Origin of the sequence: Periweissella cryptocerci, assembly GCF_004358325.1 — a bacterium.
Taxonomy (GTDB): Bacteria; Bacillota; Bacilli; order Lactobacillales; family Lactobacillaceae; genus Periweissella; species Periweissella cryptocerci.
This window is the reverse complement of sequence record NZ_CP037940.1, coordinates 242,224-268,885: the sequence shown is the minus strand read 5'-3', so window position 1 is coordinate 268,885 and position 26,662 is coordinate 242,224. Positions and strand designations below refer to the sequence as shown.

General features: G+C 41.3%; 34 protein-coding genes. 27 read left to right on the top strand and 7 right to left on the bottom strand.

What is annotated here, in order from left to right:
* Positions 1 to 18 precede the first annotated feature (18 nt).
* From EQG49_RS01255 to EQG49_RS01235, 5 genes are all read left to right on the top strand, one after another.
* Positions 19 to 711: a carbonic anhydrase family protein gene (locus EQG49_RS01255; RefSeq protein ID WP_133362257.1), complete on the top strand. Its 693-nt coding sequence runs from the start codon at positions 19 to 21 to the stop codon at positions 709 to 711.
* A 236-nt stretch (positions 712 to 947) separates the two neighbouring features.
* Positions 948 to 1,337 (top strand): hypothetical protein, encoded by a 390-nt coding sequence (locus tag EQG49_RS01250; RefSeq protein ID WP_133362256.1) that lies wholly within the window; start codon positions 948 to 950, stop codon positions 1,335 to 1,337.
* Between the two features lie 139 nt (positions 1,338 to 1,476).
* Positions 1,477 to 1,800, top strand: coding sequence for a hypothetical protein (locus tag EQG49_RS01245; RefSeq protein WP_133362255.1), 324 nt, complete (start codon positions 1,477 to 1,479; stop codon positions 1,798 to 1,800).
* Positions 1,801 to 1,944: 144 nt separating this feature from the next.
* The gene (locus EQG49_RS01240; RefSeq protein WP_133362254.1) at positions 1,945 to 2,466 is read left to right on the top strand and encodes a helix-turn-helix domain-containing protein; all 522 of its coding nucleotides are present in this window, start codon (positions 1,945 to 1,947) and stop codon (positions 2,464 to 2,466) included.
* A complete protein-coding gene (locus tag EQG49_RS01235; protein ID WP_133362253.1) occupies positions 2,391 to 3,338 on the top strand; it encodes an IS3 family transposase in 948 nt (315 codons plus the stop codon). The genes EQG49_RS01240 and EQG49_RS01235 overlap by 76 nt, the downstream gene beginning before the upstream one ends.
* 104 nt (positions 3,339 to 3,442) lie before the next feature.
* Here the strand turns inward: EQG49_RS01235 and EQG49_RS01230 are convergent, their stop codons facing one another.
* The gene (locus EQG49_RS01230) at positions 3,443 to 3,880 is read right to left on the bottom strand and encodes a hypothetical protein (protein ID WP_133362252.1); all 438 of its coding nucleotides are present in this window, start codon (positions 3,878 to 3,880) and stop codon (positions 3,443 to 3,445) included.
* 565 nt (positions 3,881 to 4,445) lie between these two features.
* On the opposite strand from EQG49_RS01230, the gene EQG49_RS01225 reads away from it, so the two are divergent.
* The 6 genes from EQG49_RS01225 (at position 4,446) to EQG49_RS01205 (ending at position 9,395) form a co-directional block, all read left to right on the top strand.
* Positions 4,446 to 4,775, top strand: a complete 330-nt coding sequence (locus EQG49_RS01225; RefSeq protein ID WP_133362251.1) for a ribonuclease G — start codon at positions 4,446 to 4,448, stop codon at positions 4,773 to 4,775.
* 162 nt (positions 4,776 to 4,937) lie between these two features.
* Complete coding sequence (locus tag EQG49_RS14020; RefSeq protein WP_279232815.1) at positions 4,938 to 5,072, top strand: hypothetical protein; 135 nt, start codon at positions 4,938 to 4,940, stop codon at positions 5,070 to 5,072.
* 322 nt (positions 5,073 to 5,394) lie between these two features.
* Entirely contained in the window at positions 5,395 to 6,138 is a 744-nt protein-coding gene (locus EQG49_RS01220; protein WP_133362250.1) for an ABC transporter ATP-binding protein, read from the top strand.
* Positions 6,138 to 7,292 carry an ABC transporter permease gene (locus EQG49_RS01215; protein ID WP_133362249.1) on the top strand — a complete coding sequence of 385 codons (1,155 nt, stop codon included), beginning with the start codon at positions 6,138 to 6,140 and terminating at the stop codon, positions 7,290 to 7,292. The genes EQG49_RS01220 and EQG49_RS01215 overlap by 1 nt, the downstream gene beginning before the upstream one ends.
* A 335-nt stretch (positions 7,293 to 7,627) precedes the next feature.
* Positions 7,628 to 8,818 carry an MDR family MFS transporter gene (locus tag EQG49_RS01210; RefSeq protein ID WP_133362248.1) on the top strand — a complete coding sequence of 397 codons (1,191 nt, stop codon included), beginning with the start codon at positions 7,628 to 7,630 and terminating at the stop codon, positions 8,816 to 8,818.
* 103 nt (positions 8,819 to 8,921) lie between these two features.
* Positions 8,922 to 9,395: a glutathione peroxidase gene (locus EQG49_RS01205; protein WP_133362247.1), complete on the top strand. Its 474-nt coding sequence runs from the start codon at positions 8,922 to 8,924 to the stop codon at positions 9,393 to 9,395.
* A 154-nt stretch (positions 9,396 to 9,549) separates the two neighbouring features.
* Here the strand turns inward: EQG49_RS01205 and EQG49_RS01200 are convergent, their stop codons facing one another.
* Positions 9,550 to 9,948 (bottom strand): hypothetical protein, encoded by a 399-nt coding sequence (locus tag EQG49_RS01200; RefSeq protein ID WP_133362246.1) that lies wholly within the window; start codon positions 9,946 to 9,948, stop codon positions 9,550 to 9,552.
* A 4-nt stretch (positions 9,949 to 9,952) separates the two neighbouring features.
* A complete protein-coding gene (locus EQG49_RS14015) occupies positions 9,953 to 10,081 on the bottom strand; it encodes a hypothetical protein (RefSeq protein WP_279232814.1) in 129 nt (42 codons plus the stop codon).
* A gap of 308 nt (positions 10,082 to 10,389) precedes the next feature.
* Here EQG49_RS14015 and EQG49_RS01195 point away from each other — a divergent pair, with 308 nt between their 5' ends.
* The 13 genes from EQG49_RS01195 to accA all read left to right on the top strand — a co-directional run bounded on the left by EQG49_RS01195 (position 10,390) and on the right by accA (position 21,136).
* A complete protein-coding gene (locus EQG49_RS01195; protein WP_133362245.1) occupies positions 10,390 to 10,950 on the top strand; it encodes a hypothetical protein in 561 nt (186 codons plus the stop codon).
* Between the two features lie 471 nt (positions 10,951 to 11,421).
* Positions 11,422 to 11,862 carry a 3-hydroxyacyl-ACP dehydratase FabZ gene (gene fabZ / locus EQG49_RS01190; RefSeq protein ID WP_133362244.1) on the top strand — a complete coding sequence of 147 codons (441 nt, stop codon included), beginning with the start codon at positions 11,422 to 11,424 and terminating at the stop codon, positions 11,860 to 11,862.
* Positions 11,863 to 11,866: 4 nt separating this feature from the next.
* Positions 11,867 to 12,850, top strand: a complete 984-nt coding sequence (locus tag EQG49_RS01185) for a beta-ketoacyl-ACP synthase III (protein ID WP_133362243.1) — start codon at positions 11,867 to 11,869, stop codon at positions 12,848 to 12,850.
* Positions 12,851 to 12,880: 30 nt separating this feature from the next.
* Positions 12,881 to 13,120, top strand: a complete 240-nt coding sequence (locus EQG49_RS01180) for an acyl carrier protein (RefSeq protein WP_133362242.1) — start codon at positions 12,881 to 12,883, stop codon at positions 13,118 to 13,120.
* Positions 13,121 to 13,147: 27 nt separating this feature from the next.
* Positions 13,148 to 14,089 carry a nitronate monooxygenase gene (locus EQG49_RS01175; protein ID WP_279232813.1) on the top strand — a complete coding sequence of 314 codons (942 nt, stop codon included), beginning with the start codon at positions 13,148 to 13,150 and terminating at the stop codon, positions 14,087 to 14,089.
* Positions 14,090 to 14,132: 43 nt separating this feature from the next.
* Positions 14,133 to 15,092 carry an ACP S-malonyltransferase gene (locus EQG49_RS01170; protein ID WP_133362241.1) on the top strand — a complete coding sequence of 320 codons (960 nt, stop codon included), beginning with the start codon at positions 14,133 to 14,135 and terminating at the stop codon, positions 15,090 to 15,092.
* Positions 15,082 to 15,813: a 3-oxoacyl-ACP reductase FabG gene (gene fabG, locus EQG49_RS01165; RefSeq protein WP_133362240.1), complete on the top strand. Its 732-nt coding sequence runs from the start codon at positions 15,082 to 15,084 to the stop codon at positions 15,811 to 15,813. Before EQG49_RS01170 ends, fabG begins: the two co-directional genes overlap by 11 nt.
* Positions 15,814 to 15,852: 39 nt before the next feature.
* Positions 15,853 to 17,085: a beta-ketoacyl-ACP synthase II gene (fabF, locus tag EQG49_RS01160; RefSeq protein WP_133362239.1), complete on the top strand. Its 1,233-nt coding sequence runs from the start codon at positions 15,853 to 15,855 to the stop codon at positions 17,083 to 17,085.
* The gene (locus EQG49_RS01155; RefSeq protein ID WP_133362238.1) at positions 17,085 to 17,528 is read left to right on the top strand and encodes an acetyl-CoA carboxylase biotin carboxyl carrier protein; all 444 of its coding nucleotides are present in this window, start codon (positions 17,085 to 17,087) and stop codon (positions 17,526 to 17,528) included. Before fabF ends, EQG49_RS01155 begins: the two co-directional genes overlap by 1 nt.
* Before the next feature lie 69 nt (positions 17,529 to 17,597).
* Entirely contained in the window at positions 17,598 to 18,032 is a 435-nt protein-coding gene (gene fabZ / locus EQG49_RS01150) for a 3-hydroxyacyl-ACP dehydratase FabZ (RefSeq protein WP_133362237.1), read from the top strand.
* Between the two features lie 83 nt (positions 18,033 to 18,115).
* Positions 18,116 to 19,537 (top strand): acetyl-CoA carboxylase biotin carboxylase subunit, encoded by a 1,422-nt coding sequence (locus tag EQG49_RS01145; protein ID WP_133362236.1) that lies wholly within the window; start codon positions 18,116 to 18,118, stop codon positions 19,535 to 19,537.
* Positions 19,521 to 20,348: an acetyl-CoA carboxylase carboxyltransferase subunit beta gene (locus EQG49_RS01140; protein ID WP_133362235.1), complete on the top strand. Its 828-nt coding sequence runs from the start codon at positions 19,521 to 19,523 to the stop codon at positions 20,346 to 20,348. Before EQG49_RS01145 ends, EQG49_RS01140 begins: the two co-directional genes overlap by 17 nt.
* 5 nt (positions 20,349 to 20,353) lie before the next feature.
* Positions 20,354 to 21,136: a carboxyltransferase subunit alpha gene (accA, locus tag EQG49_RS01135; RefSeq protein ID WP_133362234.1), complete on the top strand. Its 783-nt coding sequence runs from the start codon at positions 20,354 to 20,356 to the stop codon at positions 21,134 to 21,136.
* Positions 21,137 to 21,423: 287 nt separating this feature from the next.
* On the opposite strand, the gene EQG49_RS01130 is transcribed toward accA, so the two are convergent.
* The 3 genes from EQG49_RS01130 to EQG49_RS01120 are packed head-to-tail and all read right to left on the bottom strand — an operon-like array spanning position 21,424 to position 23,669.
* Entirely contained in the window at positions 21,424 to 22,161 is a 738-nt protein-coding gene (locus tag EQG49_RS01130; protein ID WP_133362233.1) for a LytR/AlgR family response regulator transcription factor, read from the bottom strand.
* The gene (locus EQG49_RS01125; protein ID WP_133362232.1) at positions 22,155 to 23,480 is read right to left on the bottom strand and encodes a sensor histidine kinase; all 1,326 of its coding nucleotides are present in this window, start codon (positions 23,478 to 23,480) and stop codon (positions 22,155 to 22,157) included. Before EQG49_RS01125 ends, EQG49_RS01130 begins: the two co-directional genes overlap by 7 nt.
* Before the next feature lie 3 nt (positions 23,481 to 23,483).
* Entirely contained in the window at positions 23,484 to 23,669 is a 186-nt protein-coding gene (locus EQG49_RS01120; RefSeq protein WP_133362231.1) for a hypothetical protein, read from the bottom strand.
* Between the two features lie 277 nt (positions 23,670 to 23,946).
* Here EQG49_RS01120 and EQG49_RS01115 point away from each other — a divergent pair, with 277 nt between their 5' ends.
* The gene (locus tag EQG49_RS01115; protein WP_133362230.1) at positions 23,947 to 24,687 is read left to right on the top strand and encodes a hypothetical protein; all 741 of its coding nucleotides are present in this window, start codon (positions 23,947 to 23,949) and stop codon (positions 24,685 to 24,687) included.
* Positions 24,688 to 24,969: 282 nt separating this feature from the next.
* Entirely contained in the window at positions 24,970 to 25,674 is a 705-nt protein-coding gene (locus EQG49_RS01110) for a YczE/YyaS/YitT family protein (protein ID WP_175577943.1), read from the top strand.
* A 134-nt stretch (positions 25,675 to 25,808) separates the two neighbouring features.
* On the opposite strand, the gene EQG49_RS01105 is transcribed toward EQG49_RS01110, so the two are convergent.
* Positions 25,809 to 26,210 carry a hypothetical protein gene (locus EQG49_RS01105; RefSeq protein ID WP_133362229.1) on the bottom strand — a complete coding sequence of 134 codons (402 nt, stop codon included), beginning with the start codon at positions 26,208 to 26,210 and terminating at the stop codon, positions 25,809 to 25,811.
* A 121-nt stretch (positions 26,211 to 26,331) separates the two neighbouring features.
* Between EQG49_RS01105 and EQG49_RS01100 the strand changes: the two genes are divergently transcribed.
* On the top strand, positions 26,332 to 26,610 hold the full coding sequence (locus tag EQG49_RS01100) for a hypothetical protein (protein WP_133362228.1): 279 nt from the start codon (positions 26,332 to 26,334) through the stop codon (positions 26,608 to 26,610).
* Positions 26,611 to 26,662 lie beyond the last annotated feature (52 nt).

The window sequence follows — 26,662 nt, the reverse complement described above, 5'->3', positions numbered from 1 at the left end:
TTTTCGGGGGGATTTCGCGTGTTAAAATTTCAACAACCGTTCCCAGCATGGGACTACACAACTGCTAAGGGACCAACCAATTGGGCGCATCTGTGTGATACGTTTACACGGGCAGCGCAATATGCCTATCAATCACCAATCGCATTGACAACAGTGCAAGCCACCGTAACTAAGCAATCAAGTCAGTTAGCGATGTATTATCAAGCGCAGGACTATCAAATCGTGCGTTTCACGCAAAGCGTCCACTTGGTACCCAATGCAGCTATTAGTTGGATCGAATTAAATGGTCAGACGTATAATCTCACCGATATCCATTTTCATTTGCCCAGCGAACATATTTTAGATGGCCGGACGTATCCACTGGAAGTTCACTTAGTCCATCGAAATGCTCAGCGCCAAGGGGTGGTAATTGCGGTCTTTATTACTTTAACTGCTGACGAACTGACCGTGCCAATGGGAAACGACTGGCAATTTGGTGATTTTATTAAGTTTAATGTTGGAATTTTTTTACCACAAATTCGACAAGCAATTCAATATACAGGGACGCTTACGACACCACCAACGCGGGGGCCGGTTACATGGTTGGTGATGACCAATACATTGGAGTTACCACAAACATGGTTTCAATATTTAAAGCAACAAGCACCATTGAAAAATAATGCACGTCCAGTCCAACCACAACGCGGGCGCCCCATTTACTTGCGTGATTGATAATATTAAAAAAGAGGTGCTTCATGTGCCGCGATAGTCCGATATTCCCTGAGTTGGAAATTGGGCTTTTTTTATTGAAATACGGTTCAGGACGGCTAGTTAGCGGATTAGCTCAAATCATTTGGTATGGTGTGTTAGAATAGCAAGAAGATTAGATTAACTAATGACAACATTGATTAAGTGCGAATTAGCTATAATAACCAACATCAAATAAACGGAACATGGGGAAATGCAAGATGGATAGTGCGCATACTGAAATGACAAATGGACAAATACTGCAAGGAAGCAACCGTGAAAAATACGTTGTGTTAGATGGTAAGAAATTACCAATTAGTGATACTGCGACGGAAAATAAGTTGTATGGTGGCGATGTATTAGCGCTTGATGGTGACAATACAATCCTAGATAGTCTCAAAACTGGGGCAGCGTTGACGACTGCTGTTCACTTGATTCATTTAATATCTGGAGCACGCGAGTATTGGTTATTGGTCGAAGCGGCCCACTATTTAACGATTATTCGTGATGATCAATTGGCGGACTGGCATTTTGGCGCAACGTTTACTGAATCAGCGGAACTGCGTGAAATCTCTGCTCGTGAATTGGATATGTATATTCACACATTTTAACCTCGGAGTAAGTTGACACATTTGCATGAAAAAGCACTGCCATCACTGTAATATTAATGGTAAGATTAATACCTATTACATAAATGAATATGGTAGCGCAACATGTACCTATGTTCAATGAAATTTTGAGGAGCAGTTTATGATGACAACAGAACAAAACACGGCAACAACATTTACGGACAGCCAAAAGCACAAAGCTAAGCGGACCGCGATAATTTTAGGAATCGCTAGTTTAGTGTGGATGGTTGTGGTTACTATCTCCGGGCGCATTGGCGACACGGGTGATATTACACTTGGGCGAACAATTTTTGATTCAATCATGGCCGTGTCAATTGTTTCGGTGGCGTTTGATTTAGTCCGCATCTATATGAAGACGAATCGGAAGCAATTCCGCCAACCAATGATTTACTTAGCAGGTTTTCACGTGGTGACGCTAATTATTGGAATTATTGGCGCACGTTAAAGTGATTGGAAATGTGAAGGCGCACTGAGAAGTAGCGGTGCATGCCACAATTTAGCAAATTAAAAAAACAGCACGCTCAACGCCTAAACTTGAAGGGCTCCAGGAAAGTTAGACAAAATCTAACTGACTTGGAGCCCTTTTATTATGGCAAAATATACAATCGAACAAAAAATTGAGATAGTGAAAGAATATCGAACTGGAAGTATTAGCCAGCGCGGATTGAGTAAGAAATATAACATTCCTGATTCAGTGATAAGGCGTTGGATCAGAAAAGCAGAACTTCATGGTTTTGATTCATTAAAGCGTAAGCAATCAAAGAGATTTTTTGATGGTAATGAAAAGCTATCTATATTAGACTACATGTTAACTAATGGCTTAAGCATTACAGAAACTGCGATTAAATTCGACATTGAACCGAGTATGGTGATTCACTGGCAAACGCGATTCGATGTAGGCGGAATTGATGCGCTAAAAGCCAAGCGAGGCAGGCCTAATAAGCATATGACAAATCCTAAACCACAACCTAAATCTGAAACTGACAAGTTAATTCAAGAAAATCTAGAGTTAAAACAGCGACTTTACCGTGCCGAATTGGAGCTAGCGGTCTCAAAAAAATTAGAAGCCTTGGCGATGGAAAAGCAACGAATAAAGAACTTACGCAAGTAGTTGAATCGTTAAGGCATCAATTCAAACTGGAAGATTTACTTGAGTTCATAGGTTTAAATCGCAAGACATTTTACTACAATCGAGCACGTTTGAATTACGACAAATATAGTGAAGTCAAAGATCTTATTAAATGGCTTTACGCTGGTAGTGATGAAACTTATGGTTATCGCCGGATCCAAGATGAACTATTCTTATTTGGCTATGTCTTCGATGATGAAACTGTCCGCCGTATTATGCGTTCAATCAAGCTAATGCCAACGTGTTACTGGACAAAATCTGGCAAGTTTTCATCTTACAAAGGAGAGCACGGAAAAGTCGCTGAGAACCTAGTTCGTCGTGACTACGTAGTTACAAGTGGGCGTAAGAGTAAGTTTGTGGTTACACAGCCGTACACCGTGTTAACCACTGATGTGACTCAAATAAATTTATTAGGTACCAAACTATATTTAGCTGCGATTATCGACATGTATAGCAAAGAAATATTGGCATATGATATTCGGACGTCACCAAATATGGCACAAGTAACCGCCTGTGTTGATCAATTACAACAAGTATTACCTGATGGCGTCCAACCAATTCTGCATAGCGACCAGGGAACACTGTATCAACTTCCACGTTACCAAAACCGTCTAGATGAAGTAGGTTTAATTCAAAGTATGTCTCGTAAAGGAAACTGTTTGGATAATGCGCCAATGGAAAGTTTCTTTAGCTTGGCTAAACGTGAATTCATTTGGCGAAAAGAATTCGTATCAATTGATCAATTCAAAGAAAGCTTTTCGCGATATGTCTCACGGTTCAACAACGTTCGCATCTCACGAAAAAACAAGGGCTTGACCCCTGTTGAAATTCGGAATCAAGCCCTTGCGGCATAAATATTAAATTGTCTAAGTTTTTTGGAGCCCTTCAACTTGTGAAGGCGTGAGTGATGCTGTTTTTTGGTTAAATTGTATCAATGTTTATGTGGATTATGCGCCGGTTATTGAGCAATCACAACAACCTTTTCACCGGCTTTAAGGTCAAATACAAGATTATTTTTGAAATGCTTGTCACTATCTGCCCGCTGATCGTGCCAGACAATTTTGGAGTCATCGCGTTTACTGATCATCGTTGTTGTGTGGGCATTGTCAATAATGGTGGTACCAACGCCGGCGGTTAGCTCCACGCCGTAAACTTTTAAGCTTTCAATTAAGCGGCTGTTGGCTGCATAAACTTTAAGGGTTTTGGGTTGATTGAGGGTATAAACGGTGATAGCTTTTGTCAATGTAAAACAAAATGGCGTGAGTAGGCCGAGGAAAATTAAGCTAGCCGCCACTTTTGAGTAATTCCGTTTTGCTTTGACAATACTATAAATGAATACTAAGAGGGCACTCAACCCAATCAGAAGAAAAAAGAAGTTACGTGTGCCAATAATCATAAGGGATTCCTTTCACTATGAGCTTGCTAGGATGCAAGCTCGGTTGTGGGTGTTGATTGGTGTGGGTCAGTCAAGTTGACTTGATGACGATAATATACAAATTTTTTAAAATAACACCACTTGCTCATTTTAGCACAATCTAGGGCCGATGGTACGAATATTTCTGACATAAGTGATAAAAGGGGAATAGTACTAGGCAAAGTGCATGTAACTTGATGATTAATATTAACGGCACTGATATTCAAGTAGATACGTTCCAATCTAGTAAATGATTGTTAAACAAATGTGATTGGGCTGTGTTTTGGTGAATAATAACACTAACCACATGACAAATTGGTCGTACATAGAGTAAGAAACCGGTAAGGACAAAAGAGAAAATAATAGCGGGAAATGTAAATGAAATTAATAATAGATACATAGGAAATGTCTGGGTAATGTGCTATTATATAACAAGTAATTGTCTTTTTAACGTAGCTATTAAGTCAAAATTGTACATAATGGTAATAAATCAGCACATAGTTTTAGTGACATAACTTTGAATGCTTAGAAAATGGGGAAATTGGGTATGCGTAATGAACGTGATAAGTTACATAGGTGGAGTTGGGGTGCATTTACACTCAATTGGATTTGGGGAATAGGGAATAGCACCTACATCATGCTGTTAGGCTTAATTCCAGGGTTGGGGTTAATCATGTCAATCATTGGTGGCATTAAGGGCTACGAATGGGCATATGATAATGGCGATTGGGATAGTATTGATGATTTTCTCGCGCAGCAAAAAGGTTGGAATACCGCTGGGGTAGTAATTTTGATTGTCGGCTTAGTTGTGACTATTGGGCTAGCCGTTCTTGGAATAGTCAGCTATTCACTGACAAAAACACAAGTTAATGGTTAAACTATGCTACCTCGCGGATTGAGAAGGAAGCGATTAGTAAGTAAGCCAAGTATGGTATGTTATTTTAAATAACTAGCAATGTAAACTCAATATTGGGGGAGAGGTATGTTAACCGTAATTTTATTACTCCTTGGGGGAGTGTGCTGTCTGGGTGGTGGTCTCTTGACCCGCCAGGATACAGCGAATGAATCTGAAAAAAGATACCAACAACGTTATTGGTTGATGATGATTCTTGCGACGGTCGGGCTGTTGATGCTTGGCGTTGGTTCGTTTCGGATTATTGGCTGGTGGCAGTAATTTTGTAAATATAGAACGAAAAAAGATGCGCAATCAACTTGGAGTTGGTGGCGCATCTTTTTGTAGGATTAGAACTTATGCTATTGGTGTGTTACTGATAGGATTTCGATGATTACAATGATTTAGAGAGCACTGGGTATTATTTTGGTTAATTTTGATATAATTAAATCAGCAAGTGTACACTCACTTGATGCTATTGGCTGACACGGGATTTGTTAGCGATAAATGAAAAAGAGAATAAGTTCTAGGTGAGCAATTATGTTTGTTAAAAGCAAGCAGGTAGGACTCCTGGTACTCATTGAAGGCATGAAGGCGGACACCGATGACAACAATTATTGAAGTTAAACGAATTGAAAAAAGCTTTGGCAAATTCCAGGCCTTAAAGGATGTTGATTTGCAAGTCGATACAGGGGAGATTCTGGCATTGATTGGACCATCTGGTTCTGGTAAGTCAACCTTGGTTAAGGCGATTATGGGTATGCTTACAGTTGATAGTGGCAGCGTGCGAGTTTTTGCCCAAACAATGCCTAATCGGAATCTATTAAACCGGCTGGGGTATATGGCACAAAATGATGCACTTTATCCGACTTTGACAGGACGAGAAAATCTTAATTTTTTTGGTGAGCTGACTGGTTTAACCAAGGATAGACTAAAACAGCGAATTGAGGAAGTCGCCACAGTCGTCAAACTCAACCAGCATCTCGACAAAAAAACTGGTAGCTACTCTGGTGGTATGTTGCGTCGTTTGTCATTAGCGATTGCTTTGTTGGCAGAACCTGAATTACTGATTTTAGATGAGCCAACAGTTGGAATTGATCCTGAATTACGCCAACAAATTTGGCTGGAACTCCATCGTTTGGCTAGTTTGGGCACGGCTATTTTATTGACAACGCATGTGATGGAAGATGCACTAGAAAGTGACCAAGTCTTGATGCTGCGTAACGGTGCCACGATTAGTCGGGGGACGCCAACTGAATTAATGACGCGCAACCACGTTGATAATTTGGACGCCGTCTTTATCGTAGCTGGGCAAGTGCAAGATAGTACGACAGGAGGGCTAGCCTAATGCGCCAACAAGCGATTACAAAGCGGATACTATTACAATTACGACGGGATAAACGGACAATTGCGTTAATTTTCTTTGCCCCGCTGATGTTGCTCACTTTAATGTACTTTCTGTTCCAGCAATCCTCAGATACCACGGCTACGGTAGGCTACAATCAGAGTGTTTCAGCACCCGTTGTAAAACAGCTAAAAAAAGCCAAACACGTGAAGTATGTTGAGTATCATGACCAGCAAACCCCTAAAAAGCATATTCAAAATGCTGATTTAACAGGTTTTATTAAGCAAGATGGGCACAAATTAATCGTGACTTATCAAAATGCTGATCAAAGTAAAACGGCGGTCTTGAAGCAAACAATCCAAGGTGTTATGGGTAAGCTGCAAGCGCAACAATTAACCAGTGCTTTGGCTAAACAAGTGCGGGCAAATGAAAAAATAATGACGACAATGGCTCAAAGTAGTCAGATACCAGCTCAAAAAAAGCCAACTGAAACCGGCGAATCCGCAAAGGTTAAGTATTCCAGCCAAGCTAAGTACATTTATAGTAATGGCAGCGCGACGTTTTTCACCACGATGCTACCGGTTCTGATGGGCTTTATCGTATTTTTCTTTGTTTTCCTGATTACTGGTATGAGTTTATTAGGCGAACGTTCATCGGGAACCTTGGAACGTGTGTTAGCCACACCAATTAAGCGGTGGGAAGTTATCGCTGGATATATTCAAGGGTATGGATTATTCGCAGTAGTCCAAACATTGCTGATTTTGAGTTATACAATTATCGTCTTAAAAATTGAAATCCTCGGTGCGCTATGGTTAGTGGGATTAACGGATATATTGATTGCCTTAGTGGCCTTATCCTTGGGTTTATTTGTTTCAACATTTGCCGCCTCTGAATTTCAAATGGTCCAATTCATTCCGCTACTTGTCTTACCACAAATTTTCTTTGCAGGTATTGTTCCCGTAGAAAATATGGCTGGCTGGTTGCAAGCCATTGCCCATGTGATGCCACTGTATTATGGTGCAAATGCGTTGAGTGCGGTAATTGCCAAGGGAGCAACCTTTAGTGATGTTTGGGTTAACTTAAGCGTCCTGTTTGGGTTCTTTATCCTCTTGACCGGATTGAACATTCTGGGGCTGAAGCGTTATCGAAAGGTGTAAGTAGATGGCAAACACCGCATTATATCTTTATTTGCACAGGCTTTGAATCAAAATGACATGTTGTCTGTAAAAATAAAATAAGGAATTCCACGCTAGAAAAAATATAACCCCAAAAACTAGGAGGCATTAAGTCCTAGTTTTTTGCTGTTTTTTGGATGTTAAAAAACGGGTAAGCTCAATTATTTTTTAGTGATTAATCGGGGTATTTGTATGCGATAATGGCGATAAGAACAGGAGTGGCGGAGTACTTAAAAATAAGCTATGATATTCTGATGTTAAGTAAAATGAAGCGTGGTACCAAACGTTATTTTTTTACAGAAAAAGGGGGATGAGTCATGCAACAAACACTAACAAAAAACGAAACACCACTTCGCTGGTTATTAATTGCTGGCTTTGTGAATAGTTTTGCGCTCAGCTTTGTCTGGCCGCTTACAACAATTTACCTGCATGATGATTTGCATAAATCGCTAATTATGATTGGGAATATTTTATTAGTGAATTCATTTGCAGCTGTCTTTGGAAATCTTTTGGGTGGGAGACTTTTCGATAAATTTTCACCATATCATTTATTTATTGCTAGTATTATTGGAATGATGTTAACACAATTAACGCTGGTGTTTTTTCATGGTTGGCCGGCTTATCCTATTTTATTAATCGCGCAAGGGTTTTTCAGTGGCTTAATTTCGACGATGATTAATTCGTATGGTACGAATGTGAAGCAACGGGACGGACGATATGTTTTTAATATGCTGTACTTCACCAGTAATTTTGGAATGGTTTTTGGCACATTAGTGGTGGGGTACTTATTTAAAATTAACGTGGCGCTCTTGTTCTTACTAGCATTTGTCGTCTATGTTGGCTTGCTATTCTTAGCAACCAAGCAATTCAATATAAAAATTGAGCGTACAACCACAGTCCGAAATAAGAAAGATGTCAAAGTACCACGAGTAAATGCAATTATCATTTATACGTTCTTAGCGAGTTTAGTCGTTATTTGGATAATGTATGCACAGTGGCTGGGAAATCTGTCGGTGTACATGACATCACTTGGGTTTAGCATGAGTCAATATAGTGTCTTGTGGTCAATCAACGGGGTCTTGATTGCGGCCGTGCAATTAATTTTGAACTTCACTAATGCAACTGAACGGCGAGGCATGATGTTTGTCCAAATCTTTGGTGGCTTTATCTTCATTGCGGGATCATTCTTGGTTTTAAGTCATAGTATCCACTATGTCGGGTTTATTGTTGCCATGGCAGTGATTACAATTGGGGAAGCCACGGCCTTTCCAATGATTCCAGCCTTAGTCAATGAACTATCGCCATATGAGAAAAAAGGCTATTTCCAAGGCGTAGCCGGTTCTGCGAGTGGTTTAGGGCGGGCTTTTGGCCCACTCATGGGTGGAATTGTCATTCAATCAGCGGGTTATCGGCCCTTGTTCTTACTGGGAGTATATGTCGTAGCGTTTGTTTTAGTAGCCACGCTGATAATTTGGGCAATTTACTACAAACGAACGGTTAAATATTAAGTCAGTTCATTAGTTACAAATCAATTGACGGCTCCTAGTAATCAGACTAGACTATGGATAAATAACAAGTAGGCAGATTAATAAGTTGATTGGAGGCCCTAAAATGTCAATTTATGATTTTAAAGTAACGCAAATGGATGGTGAAGAAGTGTCACTAGCCAAATATGCGGGTAAACCAGTGATTATTGTAAACACCGCCAGTAAGTGTGGCTTTGCACCTCAACTAGGGGATTTAGAAGCTATGTATAAACGGTATCATGATCAAGGTTTGGTGGTTCTTGGCTTTCCGTGTGCCCAGTTTATGCATCAGGAATTTGATAATGAAAAAGAAATTGAAGACTTCTGTCAGGTGAATTACGGTGTGACGTTCCAGATGCACAAGCGCATTGATGTCCGTGGCGCTAACCAGTCAGATTTATTCAAATATTTAATTGAGCAAACTGGTGGTAAGTCAATCAAATGGAATTTTACTAAATTTTTGATTGATTCGCAGGGCAATGTTGTTAAGCGGTTGGCACCAATCACTAACCCCCATGAACTTGATCCATTGATTGAAAAAATGCTGGTAACTAAATAATATTAGCTAAAATGTAAATTAACCGAACAGGTGTATTCAGCCTTTTGTTCGTTAACAAGCCTGATTTCTACCTTACTTTGATAAGGAGAAATCAGGCTTGTTTTGCAGGCTGGACAAGCTTATGCCTTAGCCGCTGGATGCTTTTATTCGCTGATTAATCAATTAATTTATTTTTAAGCACCTTTTTTAAGATTAATTGAGCGGTGTAATGAGCGATAATTCCAAATACTGGTAAAGCTAAGACCACGAGCAGCATTAGAATAATATTAAATATGATTGCTAAAATTACCGAGCTACTAACTAAGATAATAAAAAGTATTTTTTCAAGCGAGCTGACAGCCACGTTGAATGAATATTGATCGTAGACACCCGCAAATTTTGTGAATTTTACTGATTGCCCCCAAAGCATAGGTTTTAGTAATGAAAATACGCTGATAACCAATAAAATTAGCACAAATATCGTAAGAAAGATGACGGGTATTGCAACGTTAACGAACATCAATAAAAAACTCAAAACAGTTAGAAATAAACCAATAAGTAATGTTTTTCCCATATCGTTAACCGACACCGTTGTACCCGTTAATTTTATAGCGGGTAGTGGCGGGTGATGAAGATACAGATACTGCGAAAATGGTAGGCAAGGTTGGTGCGACAAAAAGCGCCACAAATTTTCTAGAAGTAGTCATGCAATAACCTCCTATTGTTAAATTGAGAAAGAAACGAATTGACATTATGTGAACACTCTAACCTTTTACTAATGATTTTACAACCAAAAGTGATGATTAGATAGGATGTGATTAGCGTTATTAGGAATTAAAAATCATTTAGTCATCCGAATCTGGTATTTAGTCAAAATTATTGGTCCATTGTGGTGATCAACGTGACGAGGTTTAATAAATTGCGAAGTTTTACTGACATTTTATCAGTGAAAAGAGTAGACTGAATTCTGTAGTAAAGTTGTTAACTGAACTTGTAATAGAAGTGGGGTAAATCAATGGATGATTTAATGAAGATGCCAGATGGTTATGAGTTGGTTAGTTCGATGCCACATATGCGGAATGGACAGTCAGTAATGGTCAATCGCTATCAACCAGCGGGAGAATATGTTGAATTTGGACCGCGTGAAATTGTGATTACCGATGACCAAGGCGAGCTGGTGTCTATCTCGAATTTGACACGTAGTGATTTTGAGGGGAAATTTGCAAGTCGCACAGCGTTGGTTGAACGGGCGATGGATATTTGGGAACAAGTATTACCACATTATGCGACCGGATTAACGTTCTTGCGAATCGAACGTCAAACGCGCGAATTTGTGGCTGACGGGGTGAGCCAAAGTTTTCCAGTTGTGTGGATTAAATTTGGTCACACGAATGGTAGTTATAATTGGGTTACGCTTGCGACTGATGGAAGTGTAATTGAAATCGAACGCGAAAGTGAATGGGATTATGGTCGTGGTCGGCGTGCTACTGAAATGTGGGACAATGACGCATGGGTCGCAGCCTATGAAAACCGTGGTCCACAGTTGGCCGCTCCCGGTGCGGTGGCGCGTGCTTAATATAGTAGAAACTATTTAATATGCGTGAATAATAGTAACAACGTTGTTTTCAGACAGTTGAACAAGTAGCACGACAATAGCTCCGATTTCAATCCGATTAGGATATGAAATCGGGGCTATTTTTTTACTAGCATCGTGAAGAAAGTACGTTTAGCTGTAGTTTGGAAAACGAGATTATGGAGGTGCTACGCCATTTTGGTATTAGGAACAGATTAACAGAGTAGTAATAAAAGAGCATTTTAAGCTCGAAAAAGTTGAAATGCTTTCTTGAACGCGCGTTTTTCTTCTTAAGCGAAAAAAACAGCACTCAGGGGAAGGTGATTTTGCCGTTTAAGAACGAAAATAGCGACTTAAGCAAAAATGTGTTATTCGAAAATAGGGGGCATATACTTATCTGTGTGCTAAAGTACAACAAGATGTTAACGGCGTTAACAAATTTTAGCGCATTCACAGATAGATGGAGGTAATCAAGTGGTACTACTAAATGCAACTGAAATCATGGAGCTCATTCCTAACCGTTATCCGCTGCTTTACATGGATTACGTTGATGCAATGACGCCCGGTGAATCAATCATCGCGACGAAAAATGTGACGATTAATGAACAATTCTTTCAAGGACATTTTCCAGGAAATCCGGTAATGCCGGGTGTGCTAATCATTGAATCATTGGCACAAGCTGCTTCAATTTTAATCTTATCGTCACCGGACTTTAAGAATAAAACCGCCTATTTAGGGGGGATTACGAACGCGAAATTCCGCCAAATGGTCAAGCCAGGTGATGTGTTGAAGTTACACGTTGAGTTTGTCAAGCAACGGGCCAACATGGGAATTGTGGCCGCCAAAGCATACGTTAACGATAAAGTTGCCACAAGTGCGGAATTGATGTTCATCGTTGCGCCGACAGCGGGGTAATGTGATGACAACGCAATTGGCACGCGGATTACGAATTCAAGCAAGTGCGCATTATGTACCGAACCGGGTTGTAAAAAATGCGGAACTAACGCAACTGATGGACACGAGCGATGAATGGATTCAGACACGCACGGGTATTCGGCAACGGCATGTTGTTATTGATGAAAATACTAGTGATTTGGCATTGCATGTTGCAACTGATTTGTTGGGACAAAGTGGGTTATCAGCGCATCGACTTGATTTCATTATTGTCGCAACAATGTCACCTGACTATCAAACACCGAGTGTGGCCGCCCAAGTTCAAGGTGAATTAGGTGCCACGAATGCTTTTGCATTTGATATTAATGCGGCCTGTTCAGGATTTGAATATGCGCTCAAGATTGCTAATGATTTAATTAATAGTGGCAGCCAGCGCGGAATTGTAATTGGAGCTGAGGTGTTATCAAAGTTAGTTGATTGGCATGATCGCACAACCGCGGTGTTGTTTGGCGATGGTGCTGGTGGCGTATTAGTCGAAGGTGTTGAGAGTAACAGTCGCGTGTTAGCTACAGATTTAGCCACATTTGGTGCCAGTGGTCAGAAATTAACCGCTGGAAAAATGGCCAATGGCAATGCATTTGGTGCCAATCAACAGGCACAGCCATTCTTCCAAATGGATGGTCGGGCGATATATTCGTTTGCGGTGCGCCAAGTACCGGCGTCAATTGAGTTAACGGTAGCCAAAGCTAATTTGATGCTTGCAGACATTGATAAGTTTGTCTTGCATCAAGCGAATGGGCGAATTATTGAGCGCGTTGCTAAGGGGATGGATATCGCCGCGATTAAGTTTCCTACTAATGTTGCAAATTATGGGAATACTTCAGCGGCCTCCGTCCCAATCCTGTTTGACGAATTAGTCAAAACAGGTCAAATAACTAGAGGTGACACGATTGCGCTCGCCGGATTTGGTGGCGGCTTAACGGTCGGTACCATCATTATCAAATACTAAACATAAAAAGAAAATAAAGAGGATTTTAACATGACTGATGAACAAATTTTTGCCAAAGTATCAACTATTTTACAAGATCAATTTGATTTAGAAGCTGACGAGATTAAATTAGCAACTGATTTACGCAATGACATTGAATCAGATTCATTAGATATTTTTGAATTGATTAATCAAGTTGAAGATGAATTTGACGTTAAACTCGACAATGAAAATGGTGTGGATACAGTGGCCGAATTAGTGGCAGTTATTCAAAAGCATTTAGCCGCATAAGTGTGGCAGGGAAAGAAGGCTGAATAAGTGAAGGAATTAGATACGTTCTATCAAGAGCTTGGCTTAAAGTACCCAATTTTTCAAGGGGGGATGGCATGGGCAGCAGACGGGAAGTTGGCTGCTGCAGTCTCAGAAGCAGGTGGCTTAGGAATTATTGGTTCCGGTCACTTTGATGGCGAACAGACGCGTGCCCAAATCCAAATCGCAAAGTCACTTACTGACAAACCTTTTGGGGTTAACGTGATGTTATTGAATCGGCATGTTGAGGAAGTATTGGATGCAATTGTTGAAGAAGGTGTCGCCGTTGTTACGACAGGGGCTGGGAATCCAGCAAAGCATATCGAACGGTTACACGCTGCTGGAATTAAGGTTATCCCAGTTGTGCCGTCAGTTGGTCTCGCTAAAATTATGGAGCGGACTGGGGTCGACGCAGTGATTGCTGAAGGAATGGAATCTGGTGGGCATATTGGTAAACTCACAACGATGGCAATAGTACCCCAAGTAGTCGATGCAGTGAATATTCCGGTAATTGCAGCTGGTGGGATTGCTGATGGTCGTGGTGTGGCAGCTGCATTTATGCTAGGTGCAATCGGTGTGCAAATGGGAACTCGTTTCTTAACGGCGCAAGAGTCACATATTCACCGTAATTACAAAGATGCGGTGTTAAAAGCGAAAGACGTCGATACTTTGGTAACGGGTGCGTATGCGGGACATGCCGCCCGCGTTTTAAAAAATAAAATGTCGAAAAATTTTATTAAGTTTGAAAAAGCTGAATCAACCAAAGAAGAACCAGATATGTTGGCACTAGAACAACTGGGCAATGGTGCGTTACGGACAGCAGTCCAAGATGGTGATGCGGAACACGGATCATTTATGGCCGGTGAAGTTGCTGGAATGATTCATGATGAGCCAACTGCGGCCGAAATTTTGGAACGGACCTGGGCGCAAGCAACCGAATTGTTAGGTTAAGAGCACGGTGAATTTAATTTACTAGCTCAGGAAGGATTTAAAAATGCAGTTAGGATATTTATTCGGTGGACAAGGCGGGCAAGTTGTTGGAATGGGGAATGATCTCTATGCTAATGAACCGGCTTACCGCCAAGTGATTGATGCCGCATCAGCAGTGTTAGGTTACGATGTGTTAGCAAAAATGAATGACAAAGTAGCACTCCAAACGACAAAATTTACGCAGCCTTTAGTGGTTGCACATAGTTTAGGCTTGCTAGCGACGGTTAAAGACGAGGCCCCAGCACCGACAGTGGCCTTGGGATTAAGTTTAGGGGAATACACCGCATTGATTGCTAGTGGTGCGTTAACTTTTGAAGCTGGTCTAGAATTAGTAGCGCAACGAGGGCTGTTGATGCAAGCAGTTGTTGGGCATACTGCAGGAAATATGGCAGCTGTTGTGACCGATGATTTTGCAACAGTTGAAGCAGCACTTACGCAGTTGCAAGAACAGGGTGAACAAGTTTATCCAGCTAATTACAATAGTGCCCAACAATTAGTAATTGGTGGAACACCGGCAAGTTTAACAGTGGCAATTGCAGCACTACTAGAGTTACCAACTGTTAGCCGGGTAGTACCGTTAAATGTAGCGGGTGCGTTTCACACACCACTATTGGCAGCGGCTAGTGAACCATTTCGCAGGGCCATAGCGGGTGTTGAGTTTCATGATTGTACCTTTCCGGTGTACAGTAACACAACTGAAAAAATCTTTGAACGTGCAACGATTAAAGAGACCTTGGTTGATCAATTAACAAACCCAACTTACTTTGCGCAAGATTTACAGTATCTGGTAGCCGATGGGGTCACTGAGTTATTGGAATTTGGTCCAGATGCGACTTTGACAAAATTTGCGCGGAAAACAGTGAAAACGACCAAGCGCTTGAGCATTTTTGATGCGAATTCGCTACAAAAAGTACGGGCAGCTGGCTTAGGCGTAATTACAGAGGGAGTTGGAAATGCAAATTAAAGATCAAGTTGTGTTAGTGACCGGGTCGACGCGCGGAATTGGGCTCGCAGTGGCGCGGGCGTTTGCTGCAGCCGGAGCTAAAGTTGTGCTCCATGGGCGCAGTCAACCCAGTACAGATGTGCTCGCACTTTTTACGGCAGCTGATTATCAACCATTCGTAGTTACAGGCGATATTAGTGACGTTGATAGCGTGGCTAACATCCTGAAGCAAATTCATGAAAAACTTGGTGATATTAATATCTTAATTAATAACGCAGGTATTACAGATGATATGTTAGCGATGGGGATGACACCAGCAAGTTTTCATCAAGTCATTGCGGTCAACTTGGAAGGCACATTTAATGTAACCCAACCAATTTTTAAACGCATGTTAAAGCTACGTGCTGGGGTAATCGTTAATTTGAGTAGCGTCGTTGGTTTGACTGGAAACATTGGGCAGGCCAATTATGCTGCAAGTAAAGCAGGTATTATCGGCTTAACTAAAACATTAGCGCAAGAGGGCGCTATGCGTGGTATTCGGGTAAATGCGATTGCACCAGGAATGATTGCAACGGACATGACGGGTGCCTTGACTGAAAAGGTACGCGATGAAATTATTAGTAAAATTCCATTGAAACGTTTTGGGCTACCAAGTGAAATTGCACAAACGGCATTGTTTTTAGCACAAAATGACTACATTACTAGTCAAACAATTGTGGTTGATGGTGGCTTAATTAACTAACTGTTTTGTGTCAAGATTGAGAACGGTAAGGGGATTAATATGAAAAGAGTTGTGATTACAGGCCTTGGGGCAGTGACGCCACTAGGTAATAGTGTGACAGAGTTTGCGGATGGTATTTTTGCTAGTAAATTAGGTTTTGGTGAAATTACGAAATTCGACAAGACTTTGACACCAGTTAAGTTTGTTGGCGAAGTCAAAGATTTTGATACCAATCAATATGTTGGGAAAAAAGAAGCTCGGCGGATGGATTTATTTTCACAATACGCTGTGCATGCGGCAACAGAAGCGTATCAACAAAGTGGTTTAACTGATGATAATTTGGAACGGGAACGTTTTGGTGTAATTTTAGGTTCCGGGATTGGTGGTTTGACGACCATTCAAGACCAAGTTATTAAAATGCACGATAAGGGAATGGATCGAGTATCACCAATGTTTGTTCCTAATTCGATTGTCAATATGGCGGCGGGAAATGTTGCATTACGTTTTCAAGCTAAGAATATTTCGACAGTGGTTGTGACGGCATGTGCTAGTGCAACTAATGCAATCGGGGATGCTTATAACCGGATTCGCTTGGGGTATGCTGATGCCATGATTACTGGTGGTTCAGAAGCGTCAATTAATCAAATTGGGATTGCTGGATTCGACGCGTTGAGTACCTTGTCACGTGCTACTGAAATCGAAGATGCCTCAATTCCATTTGACGCTAATCGTCATGGATTTGTGATGGGAGAAGGTGCCGGGATTCTAATCTTAGAAGAACTGGAACATGCCGTCAATCGCGGGGCTGAAATTTTAGGTGAGGTGCTCGGCTTTGGGGCGACGACCGATGCTTATCATATGACGTCACCCGATCCCCAAGGTGCCGGAGCAGCACGGGCCATCCAAGAAGCGTTGCGCGATGCCGAGATTGAACCTGATGAAGTTGACTATATTAACGCACATGGAACAGCAACCGGAGCAAATGATAGTGCTGAAGCGTTAGCAATTGAGCATGTTTTTGGAGCGGATACGCACGCATTGACTAGTTCAACCAAATCAATGACTGGGCATTTGCTTGGTGCAGCGGGTGGGATTGAAGCTGTGATTACGACAATGGCATTATTAAAGCAACAATTACCCGTCAATGTCGGCGTACGTGAACTTGATCCAGTTGTTAAGATTCCGTTGGTGACGGTTGATACTCCAAAAACTACGACCAACATTGCGATTTCTAATTCATTTGGATTTGGTGGTCACAATGCCGTAGTTGTGCTGAAACGGTGGGCTGACTAATGGAATTGAGTGAAATTAAAGAACTAATTAACGACTTTGAGCAAGGTTCAATGCGCGAATTACAAATTAGTGACGGTGATTTCCAACTAGTCCTCAGTAAAAATGAAGCATTACAACCAGTGCCAGTAGCTACAATACCTAGTGCAGCGCCCCGCATGACTGAGGTGAATACACCAGCAGACACGGCCGAACCAATGGCTACTGCTGATTTAATTACGGCACCACTGGTTGGTAGTATTTATTTACAAGCAAGTACTGACGCAGCACCATTTGTGCAAGTTGGTGATCATGTGCAAGTCGGTCAAACGGTAGCCGTGATTGAAGCAATGAAGATGATGACTGATATACCAAGCCCCGTGGCTGGCACGATTAGTGAAATTCTGGTTGCTAACGAGGATATTGTTGATTTTGATAAACCGGTATTTAAGGTAATTCGTGATTAAAAGTGAGGGTAGCTGGCAACAGTTGCCCTTTTTTGAAAAAATGATGAACAAATAGAGAGGTGTACACACATGACAGAAGTTATTTTAGATTCAGTTGCAATTCAAAAAATCTTGCCACATCGTTATCCAATGCTGATGATTGATCAAGTTATCGATTTGGAACCAGGTGTGAAGGCCACCGCATTGAAAAACGTTTCCGTTAACGAGGAAATATTTGTTGGGCATTTCCCAGGTGATCCAGTGATGCCAGGAGCGTTGGTTGTTGAAGCCCTTGCTCAAACTGGGGCGGTCGCCTTGTTGACGATGCCTGAATTTGCCGGCAAAACTGTTTATTTTGGGGGCATCAAAAGTGCCAAGTTTCGCAAAATGAGTCGTCCGGGTACGCAGTTACGCTTAGAAGTTACGCTAGAACGTATCCGGGGCAACATCGGTGCTGGTAAAGGGATTGCGTATATTGGTGATAAAAAGGCGGTCGATGCGGAATTAACCTTTGTAATTGAATAATTGTGAAGCGGCATTCTAACGTACCACATCAATGAAACAATGGTACGTCGATGACCAAACTTAATGGAGTTATGAGGTAAATCATGTTTAAAAAAGTATTAGTCGCTAATCGTGGGGATATTGCGGCCCGGATGATGCGAGTGTTACGCGAAATGGGAATTGCTTCGGTGGCTATTTATTCTAGTGCCGATGCTCAAAGTTTACATGTCCAGTTAGCCGATGAAGCCATTTGTGTCGGTGGACCTAAGGCGACAGATTCGTATTTGAACATGCAAAATATTTTAAGCGCCGCGGTGATTACCGGTGCCGAAGCAATTTATCCTGGGTATGGATTTTTAGCTGAAAATAGTATGTTTGCGCAAATGGTAGCCGACCTTAATTTGGTGTTCATTGGCCCTAAGCCTGAGACGATTGATTTGATGGGGAACAAAGCCAATGCTCGTGAATATATGCGTCAAGCCGAAATTCCCGTCATTCCTGGCTCAACTGGTTTTTTACACGATGCTACGGAAGCACAAAGCGTCGCACAACAAGTCGGTTTGCCAGTACTGTTGAAAGCGGCGGCTGGTGGCGGTGGTAAAGGGATGCGGATGATTAAAACGTTAGCAGAACTACCAGGGAAATTTGTTGAAGCGCAACGTGAAGCTCAGCAAGCATTTGGTAATGGGGCGATGTATCTAGAAAAAGTTCTCACGAATGTCCGGCATATTGAAGTTCAAATTTTACGTGATAACTTTGGACATGCCGTTTATTTGCCCGAACGGAACTGTTCATTACAACGTAACAATCAAAAAGTTTTAGAGGAAAGTCCAGCGAGTGGTATTACAGCTAAGCAGCGGGCGTATCTTGGGGAGTTGGCAGTCAAAGCGGCGGATACCTTAGATTACCGTGGCACTGGGACGATTGAATTTTTGGAAGATACTGATGGCAGTTTTTATTTCATGGAAATGAACACCCGAATTCAAGTTGAACACCCTGTTACGGAGATGGTAACTGGCTTAGATTTGTTACAATTTCAAATTATGATTGCCGCTAATCGTGAACTTAACTTGAAACAAACGGATATTCAGATACACGGGCATGCTGTTGAAGTGCGGTTAAATGCAGAACGACCCGCCCGCAATTTTGCTCCTAGTGCAGGGACGATTGAATATTTGTATCTGCCGACTGGTGGGAATGGTGTGCGGATTGATACCGATTTATTCACGGGTGGCAAAGTGCAACCATTTTATGATTCGATGCTCGGTAAAATCATTGCGAGTGCGCCAACACGTACGGCGACATTTACGCGCTTGCAACGTTTGTTGGACGAATTAGTTATTCAAGGGGTGGAAACCAATGCCGAGTTTCAACGCGCACTTGTGCATGATGAACAAGTGCTCAACGGACAATTCAATACCAAATATCTTGAAGACGCATTTTTACCTAAATGGCAGCAAACGCTAACACAAGCTCAGGATATTGAAATTACACAGGAGGTCGCAGGCAATGGAACTCTTTCATAAAGATCACACCTTACCACAAGTCGCCGTACAAACGTTACATGACAAAATTCCTGACGACATGTGGGTCGCGTGTCCAATCTGTCAGCATTCAATCTATCGGCAGGAATTAGGTGAACTGCAAGTTTGTCCGCAATGTGGCTATGGATTTCGCCTGACCGCACGGCAACGGGTGACGCAATTAACGACTGCATTTACGGAAATTGATGCGGATGTGACGGTCGATAAAACTGAATTTCCTGGTTATGCTGATAAATTAACGCGGGCCAAGCAAATCACTAGTCTCAATGAGGCGGTGTTGACTGGTATCGCAACAATTGATGGTCAAAAAGTGGCTCTTGGAATCATGGATGCGCATTTTATCATGGGATCACTTGGCGCTAAAACTGGTGAGAAAATTACGCGTTTATTTGAACGGGCGACGCTAGAAAAGTTACCGGTCATATTGCTGACAGCTTCAGGTGGTGCCCGGATGCAAGAAGGAATTAATTCATTGATGCAGATGGCCAAAGTTTCTGGGGCGGTCGCGCAACACAGTATGGCGGGCTTACTATATGTATCCGTGTTAACTGACCCAACTACTGGTGGGGTTATGGCGAGTTTTGCGATGCAAGCCGATGTGATTTTAGCTGAACCGCATGCTTTGATTGGCTTTGCCGGGCGCCGGGTAATTGAACAAACGCTCCACGAAAAGCTACCGGCAGATTTTCAACGAGCTGAAATGCTACAAACGTGTGGTTTTTTGGATGCGATTGTTCCAAGAGTAGACTTACCAGTGACCATTAGTAAACTAATAAAAATGAGTCGAGGTTAACATAAATGAGCATTTTTAAACGAGAATTAACACCCACTGAAGTGGTTAAATTGGCGCGCGAGGATCGGTATTCGGCACTTGAATTGATAAACGGAGTGGTGCATGATTTTATCGAACTACATGGAGATCGCCAAGCTTTCGATGATCCAGCAATTGTTGGCGGCATCGGAATGCTAGCCGAGCAACCAGTGACAATCATCGCAATTGATAAGGGGCGTGAATTTGCGGACAAAATGCGGACCCATAATGGTTCACCATTACCTAGTGGATATCGGAAAGCGCAACGCTTGATGCAACAAGCGGCTAAATTTAATCGGCCAGTGATTACTTTGATTAATACTCCGGGGGCATATCCAGGTAAAGACGCCGAGGAAATGGGCCAAGGTCAAGCAATTGCCGAAAGTATCCTCCAAAGCATCACGCTACCAGTACCTATGATTGCGATTGTTTACGGGGAAGGTGGTTCAGGTGGTGCATTGGCGCTAGCGACTAGTGATCAAGTGTGGATGTTTGAACATGCAACTTATTCCGTATTATCACCAGAGGGCTTTGCCGCAATTTTGTGGAAAGATGCAAGCCGGAGTAGTGAGGCTGCTGATTTACTCGGATTGACGCCAAAGGATTTACTAGGAAAAGGCGTCATTGAACAAATTGTGCCTGACCAACGCCGAACCGACAAGTTATTTGCCTGGTTACAGAAGCAATTAACCGCGGAAATAGCAACTTTACAAGCTTTAACACCAGCGGAATTGGTGGCACAACGTTATCAACGGTTCCGCCAATTTTAGGTCCATTTCGTCTGACGTGGGATTGGCCATGGTCACTGCGTGCTAGTAATAGTGCTCAAACCAGCGAAAAACAGGCCGCAGTAGCATGGAAAAAATGATAGCAGAATCTCAGTAATTTGATGATTGAGAAGTACAGAACCGACAGGACCACGTTAATAAGCCGAATTTCTACCTTACTAAGATAAGGAGAAATTCGGCTTATTTTACCGGCTGGACAATTTATGTCCCAGCGACAAGTAATTAGGATTACGGCATATTACCCATTAATGTACGACAAAAGACTAATGCTACATGCGATTTTTAATAAGCTCCTTCATGTAGTGCGTGGAAATTGGTAGTTCGATACCATTCGTTAGTGTCACGGTACGTGCTTTAGTGTCAACCGTAACAATTTTGTTGACATTAACCAAGATGCTACGGTAAATACGCACTAGAAAATCGTAGTCTTTTTCAAAGACGTTGAGATTCCCGTTTAAATCATTGATTTCGTTGACTTGATGCAAAATTAATTTGTGGTCACTGGCGGCTGATTCAAGATAGAGGACGTCGTCAGGTTGTGCCGTGAACTTTTTGGTGCCAATTGAATAAACAAAACCGGTGCGTTGTTTATTGATTTGAATATTGCGCTTAATTGCCAACGCTAAATCTTCGGTAATCCGTTGCTTTGATTTCTCAAGTCCTGAAGTTTTAATGATGTAATCCAGCATGGTGACTTTCGCTTCAATTGCCGGCATCACCATCTCATCATGGGAAGTTAAAAAAACAATTGCAGCATCAATATCGAGATTACGAATGGCCATGGCTAAATCAATACCATTAGTCACTTTATCGGCAATTTCAATATCTAAGAAATATAAACCACCCTGAATTTGTTGCGCTTTGAGCTGTTCTAAAACGGGGGCTGAATTGTTACAAACGAGTGTAACAGCAGCGTTATAGTCGTTGATAAAAATTTGTTTATTAATATGCGCTTCATAGGTTGTTGCTAACTCTGGTGTGTCTTCAACAATAAATACGTTTAACATGGGGTTGCCTCCTGAACGGTCAGGGTAATTTGAAAATAATTAGGTGTTGCTTGGAGACTGAGTAGGGCGACGTCGTATTGATTAACAATGTCGCGAACAGTGTTGAGCCCAATTCCGCTATGGTTAGGTTTCGTACTATGCCCAAAGTCGTATAGGTGTTCAATATCAACGGATTCCGTGATTGTATTTTTGATGACCAACCGATTTTCTTCGGGGAGATGGACGAGCGCAATCACAATCTGACCATTTTCGGGATTGGTTTGCGTCGCTTCAATCGCATTGTCCACTAAGATGCTAAGTAATCGTACGGCTTCAACATCAGTCAAGCCAAGATTAAAGTCGGTGTCAACTACGAGCGAAACATGAATACCAAGTTGCTGAGCGAGGCGGATTTTGCGCAATAGGATGTGCTTAATCCCCAAATTTGTTACTTTGGCTAATTCAGTTGAAATTGCATCAGAACCAAAACGTTGGTTGGTGAGATCCAAAACTTGTTTGAGATAATTACTTAAGCCAGGAATATCACCTTCATCAGCGTAGCCTTCAATCCCCAATAACAAATTAGAAATATCATGGCGAAAAGCATGCGCTTGTTTATCAGAATCAACTAATAATTCATTGTATTGCTGTAAAAATTCATAGTTGGCAATATCAAGTTTCTGCTGAACTAGGCGTTGATACATTCGATTAAACATTCGGTAGAGCCAAATACTAATGATGATAATAAAAAAGAAAGCAATGACAACGATACCGCTGTTATAACCTTTGTAATGCACGGTATGGACAATGAAAATTAAGCTAGTTCCAACCAATGCTAAAACAACGGCGGCGCCGAGCATGCTACGTTTGAATTCCGCTTCAAAAAAAGCGAAGTTTTGCGAGGCAACAGCGAGTTGTGATTTGACGAACAATCCAGTTAAGACAATCAGGATGAGTCCGAGCCCGTCATCACTTAACATCGGTACCCAGCCAAAAGATCCAACATCAGCAGCTTGTTTAAAAAGAAAGTTAGTACAAAGCCAATCAGCAGTTAGTTCAGACAACGCCCAAATCATCCAAGCAAATGAAATACCGATAATGTACTGTTCGTATTGCGTGGTTTTACGCACAATAATCAGACATAACAAGGCGATATAGCTTAAGTACACGATAAAACTTGTATTACCGAGGAGCGGTAAGACGAAAAGCATCACGAGATTAAAAATATTAAAGAGTTTGACGGCCCGCAGTTCAGGGACGAACCAGTAGATGAGAATAATTAAGCTCCAAGAGTTAATGATTTCTTCGACTAGGCCTTGAACCGGTGAGATTGCAATCATTGTTTATAATTTTTTAAACCAGTCAACAATTAAATCAAGTGTTGATGTGGTTTTACGGTTACTAACGGACAAACTCGTGATTTTGTTCGTTGAAGTTTCGATAGCTGTGGCATGAACTGGCGTATGTGATAGTGCGAGTGTCAGGCTTAGTGTGATAATGGTTAAAGTTATTAAACGTGATTTATACATATTTTACAGATTCCTCCATTTTGATAAGTAAAGGATACAATATTTTGAGGTGTTTGTGCCATATTTTCTTAAAAGGCGGTTTTCTTTCTTAAGATAAAATTATATGCCTTAAAGCAAGTCGATTTTGTCGTTTAAGCGCAAAAAACGTGGTTTAAGCAAATATGTGTCGCTGGGCGAAATTTCATTTATGATTATAGTAGGGGATATAATCATAAATGTAGATTATTGTTGGGGTAATCGTTTAATTAGGTTGGAAAATGAACGAGGAAAAGCGTAAATGACATTTTTGGGGATTAATAATAGTATCGTGACCGGAGTTTTAGGAATCATAATTGTTGGTACGATTGGGTTGCTGATTGACGCGTTATTGTTTCATTCAAAACGTAAAATCGTTTATCAAATTACGCAATTACGATTTGAACATGGCGAGAAAACGGGGCCGATGGTTGATGATAGTGAGTCACTAGCAACTAATATGACAATCCTATATAAAAAAATGTCATTTCGCCTGCAACTACAGGCGGGGACAATTGATCAGGTAGCGTTAATTTTGGCAGCACCGAACACGAAATTTGAATTAGATGCGGCGACTTGTAATGATATCATTCCGACAGAATTGGAATTAATTGATAATGGTACATGTTTTCGCGGCCCAGTGTATCGCGTAACCGCAGATTTTGACTTGCTAGTCGATGAGCCAATTAACTATCAGTTATTCTACGTAATTACGCAAGGATTGGGCGCCGCTCGGTTGGATTATTTAGTTGCTAAATTGGATTTGCATTGCTATATCCATACAAAATCATTCATAGCTAATGATGGTGGGGTAGCACAACGAGTTTTGGTAAGCGAGTGGGAGCCAATTATTAACTATCGGTTTTTGACTAGTGGGCAAACACCACAATTGAAGGCATTAACGTATCCAGATGGTGGCGGGCTGAATGTCAGTTTACGGATATTACGCAAGGATACTCGGTTAATTCAGACGATTCTTTATCCGCAACAGTTTATTGGCTAGCTAAAAAGTTAAGTTAACGTGAAAAAACAATTGTGATTAAGCGACTCATGATTGTTTTTGCGTGCTGATTCACAGAAAAGTCATCATTACTTCATGCAACTGTTAATTGTAACCGCTATTATGAAAAGAACGTATTAGTAAAACGTTTTATTAGATGGTAAAATATAATAGCGGCAGGCGAGCGTGTTGGCTACGGGGTACCGCATAGTAGCCATTAATCCAGACACGCACCTAGCAGAACGAATTAATTAAGTAATTATTTAAAGGGAGTATGTTTAGGATATGAAAAAGTTAATTAACGAAAATTTGTCAGTCAAATCAGTGCTTGTTTCACTGATCGGAATTTTCTTCATCTCAGTTGGGGTGGCATTTAATAGTAATACGGCATTGGGTAACGACCCGATTGGGATTTTTTACGATGGGATTCGCGCGATTTTAGGTTTGGATTTGAGTCAACTAGGATTCATCTCAAACTTCATTAATATTGGTTTGTTGTTAGTATTGTTCGTCTTGAATCGTAAATTAATCAACATTGGGACGTTCTTGTACATGATTCCTTATGGTTTCTTTGTATCAATTGGTAGTAAGCTCCATCCCATGATTTTTACTAACGATGCCTTAGTAACGCGTTTACTGTGTGGTGCGAGTGGAATTACGCTAATCTACGTTGGATTAGGTATGTTCATTGCTAGTAACATTGGTGTGGATGCATTCTCTGGCTTTTTCCTCACAATTGCTGAAAAGACCGGTTGGAGCATTCAACGTTCAAAAATTACGATGGATGTTTGCTTGACAATCATTGGCTTTGCACTTGGTGGTACCTTTGGTCTGATTACGGTTGTCTGCGCAGCAACTTGTGGCCCAGCCGTACAATTTTTAACAGCTTTCTTTAAAAAGGTGATCTACGACGTCAACCCAATCGCAGTGGTTGAAGAAGCTGTCGAAGGATTAGTTGAAGAAACACAAAATAAAGTTGAATTTGATTAGGTAATCAATGGGCGTCTACATAAATTTGTAGGCGTCTTTTTTGTTGAGGTTATTAATTTCTGGGCGATTAATATGAAAAAAAACGCAGCAACAAACTCCAAAAAGAGTCGTTTCTGCGTTTTTAAACTATTGTATTATGCTTCTACCTGATTAAATTCAGCTTCAATGGTTTTCAAGTCAGCAGGCTTGAGGATACTCATCATGTCTTCAAAAGCTGCATCAATTTCGTCAACGCTGGTATCGGCATGTTCATCGTACCAAGTCATGTATTCATCTTGGAGTTGTTCGATGGCACTCATATCGGGGTATTTAAGCCGTAATGCTTGAATGGTGCTAGTTTGGGCATCTTCCCAGGCATTGTTAGCGGTCGCCCATTCTTCGTACAAAGTAACAAAAGCTGTTTTCAGATTGGTTTTATTTTCACCGTCACGCAGGCTAAATTCAATTGTCTTATCGAACATTTTGTTTAAACGATCACTACCGGTACCATCATTTGCTTTGGCATAGAGGGTTGCCATAATTTCTTCAGTATCCATGTTTTCCATCCTTTAGGTTGCTTAATAATAATTAGTATACCTTATTAAGGGTTCATTCAAAAAATTTTCACATTTTCTTGGGATAATTAAGTTAACAAATTAAAACCACGAGGAAATTACAATGAAAATTACCCACTATGATGATAAATTTTATTATCCTGACCAAATCGTTGCGACGGTGGAGTTGGATGACAAGTACTACATGTATTCAGATTGTCGGGCGCGTAAAACGCTACAACGCGTACATCCAGCGTACATTCCGTCACGCACGGATGGAATCAGTTCTGACACCGTTGATTTTGGTATTGATGCTACTTGGCAACAAGCGATGGAGGCATTTATCCTAGCCAATGTCCATAGCGCTGATGAAGCGTATGAAAAAGGTGGTGTGACTTATTGATTTAAAAGCGGAAATAATTGAGATCCTTAAATCATACAAATTACAATTTGAT

What these genes read in the sequence shown, in the direction of transcription:
- fabG (WP_133362240.1), top strand. Translation starts at nt 15,082, where the DNA reads ATGCAAATTAAAGATCAAGTTGTGTTAGTGACCGGGTCGACGCGCGGA.
- EQG49_RS01210 (WP_133362248.1), top strand. Translation starts at nt 7,628, where the DNA reads ATGCAACAAACACTAACAAAAAACGAAACACCACTTCGCTGGTTATTA.
- EQG49_RS01250 (WP_133362256.1), top strand. Translation starts at nt 948, where the DNA reads ATGGATAGTGCGCATACTGAAATGACAAATGGACAAATACTGCAAGGA.
- EQG49_RS01230 (WP_133362252.1), bottom strand. Translation starts at nt 3,880, where the DNA reads ATGATTATTGGCACACGTAACTTCTTTTTTCTTCTGATTGGGTTGAGT.
- EQG49_RS01120 (WP_133362231.1), bottom strand. Translation starts at nt 23,669, where the DNA reads ATGTATAAATCACGTTTAATAACTTTAACCATTATCACACTAAGCCTG.
- EQG49_RS01110 (WP_175577943.1), top strand. Translation starts at nt 24,970, where the DNA reads ATGAAAAAGTTAATTAACGAAAATTTGTCAGTCAAATCAGTGCTTGTT.
- EQG49_RS01220 (WP_133362250.1), top strand. Translation starts at nt 5,395, where the DNA reads ATGACAACAATTATTGAAGTTAAACGAATTGAAAAAAGCTTTGGCAAA.
- EQG49_RS01240 (WP_133362254.1), top strand. Translation starts at nt 1,945, where the DNA reads ATGGCAAAATATACAATCGAACAAAAAATTGAGATAGTGAAAGAATAT.
- EQG49_RS01200 (WP_133362246.1), bottom strand. Translation starts at nt 9,948, where the DNA reads ATGGGAAAAACATTACTTATTGGTTTATTTCTAACTGTTTTGAGTTTT.
- EQG49_RS01125 (WP_133362232.1), bottom strand. Translation starts at nt 23,480, where the DNA reads ATGATTGCAATCTCACCGGTTCAAGGCCTAGTCGAAGAAATCATTAAC.
- fabZ (WP_133362237.1), top strand. Translation starts at nt 17,598, where the DNA reads ATGACAGAAGTTATTTTAGATTCAGTTGCAATTCAAAAAATCTTGCCA.
- EQG49_RS01205 (WP_133362247.1), top strand. Translation starts at nt 8,922, where the DNA reads ATGTCAATTTATGATTTTAAAGTAACGCAAATGGATGGTGAAGAAGTG.
- EQG49_RS01155 (WP_133362238.1), top strand. Translation starts at nt 17,085, where the DNA reads ATGGAATTGAGTGAAATTAAAGAACTAATTAACGACTTTGAGCAAGGT.
- EQG49_RS01105 (WP_133362229.1), bottom strand. Translation starts at nt 26,210, where the DNA reads ATGGATACTGAAGAAATTATGGCAACCCTCTATGCCAAAGCAAATGAT.
- EQG49_RS01115 (WP_133362230.1), top strand. Translation starts at nt 23,947, where the DNA reads ATGACATTTTTGGGGATTAATAATAGTATCGTGACCGGAGTTTTAGGA.
- EQG49_RS01215 (WP_133362249.1), top strand. Translation starts at nt 6,138, where the DNA reads ATGCGCCAACAAGCGATTACAAAGCGGATACTATTACAATTACGACGG.
- EQG49_RS01100 (WP_133362228.1), top strand. Translation starts at nt 26,332, where the DNA reads ATGAAAATTACCCACTATGATGATAAATTTTATTATCCTGACCAAATC.
- EQG49_RS01130 (WP_133362233.1), bottom strand. Translation starts at nt 22,161, where the DNA reads ATGTTAAACGTATTTATTGTTGAAGACACACCAGAGTTAGCAACAACC.
- EQG49_RS01145 (WP_133362236.1), top strand. Translation starts at nt 18,116, where the DNA reads ATGTTTAAAAAAGTATTAGTCGCTAATCGTGGGGATATTGCGGCCCGG.
- EQG49_RS01140 (WP_133362235.1), top strand. Translation starts at nt 19,521, where the DNA reads ATGGAACTCTTTCATAAAGATCACACCTTACCACAAGTCGCCGTACAA.
- EQG49_RS01180 (WP_133362242.1), top strand. Translation starts at nt 12,881, where the DNA reads ATGACTGATGAACAAATTTTTGCCAAAGTATCAACTATTTTACAAGAT.
- EQG49_RS01185 (WP_133362243.1), top strand. Translation starts at nt 11,867, where the DNA reads ATGACAACGCAATTGGCACGCGGATTACGAATTCAAGCAAGTGCGCAT.
- EQG49_RS01245 (WP_133362255.1), top strand. Translation starts at nt 1,477, where the DNA reads ATGATGACAACAGAACAAAACACGGCAACAACATTTACGGACAGCCAA.
- EQG49_RS01195 (WP_133362245.1), top strand. Translation starts at nt 10,390, where the DNA reads ATGGATGATTTAATGAAGATGCCAGATGGTTATGAGTTGGTTAGTTCG.
- EQG49_RS14015 (WP_279232814.1), bottom strand. Translation starts at nt 10,081, where the DNA reads ATGACTACTTCTAGAAAATTTGTGGCGCTTTTTGTCGCACCAACCTTG.
- EQG49_RS01225 (WP_133362251.1), top strand. Translation starts at nt 4,446, where the DNA reads ATGCGTAATGAACGTGATAAGTTACATAGGTGGAGTTGGGGTGCATTT.
- accA (WP_133362234.1), top strand. Translation starts at nt 20,354, where the DNA reads ATGAGCATTTTTAAACGAGAATTAACACCCACTGAAGTGGTTAAATTG.
- EQG49_RS01170 (WP_133362241.1), top strand. Translation starts at nt 14,133, where the DNA reads ATGCAGTTAGGATATTTATTCGGTGGACAAGGCGGGCAAGTTGTTGGA.
- fabF (WP_133362239.1), top strand. Translation starts at nt 15,853, where the DNA reads ATGAAAAGAGTTGTGATTACAGGCCTTGGGGCAGTGACGCCACTAGGT.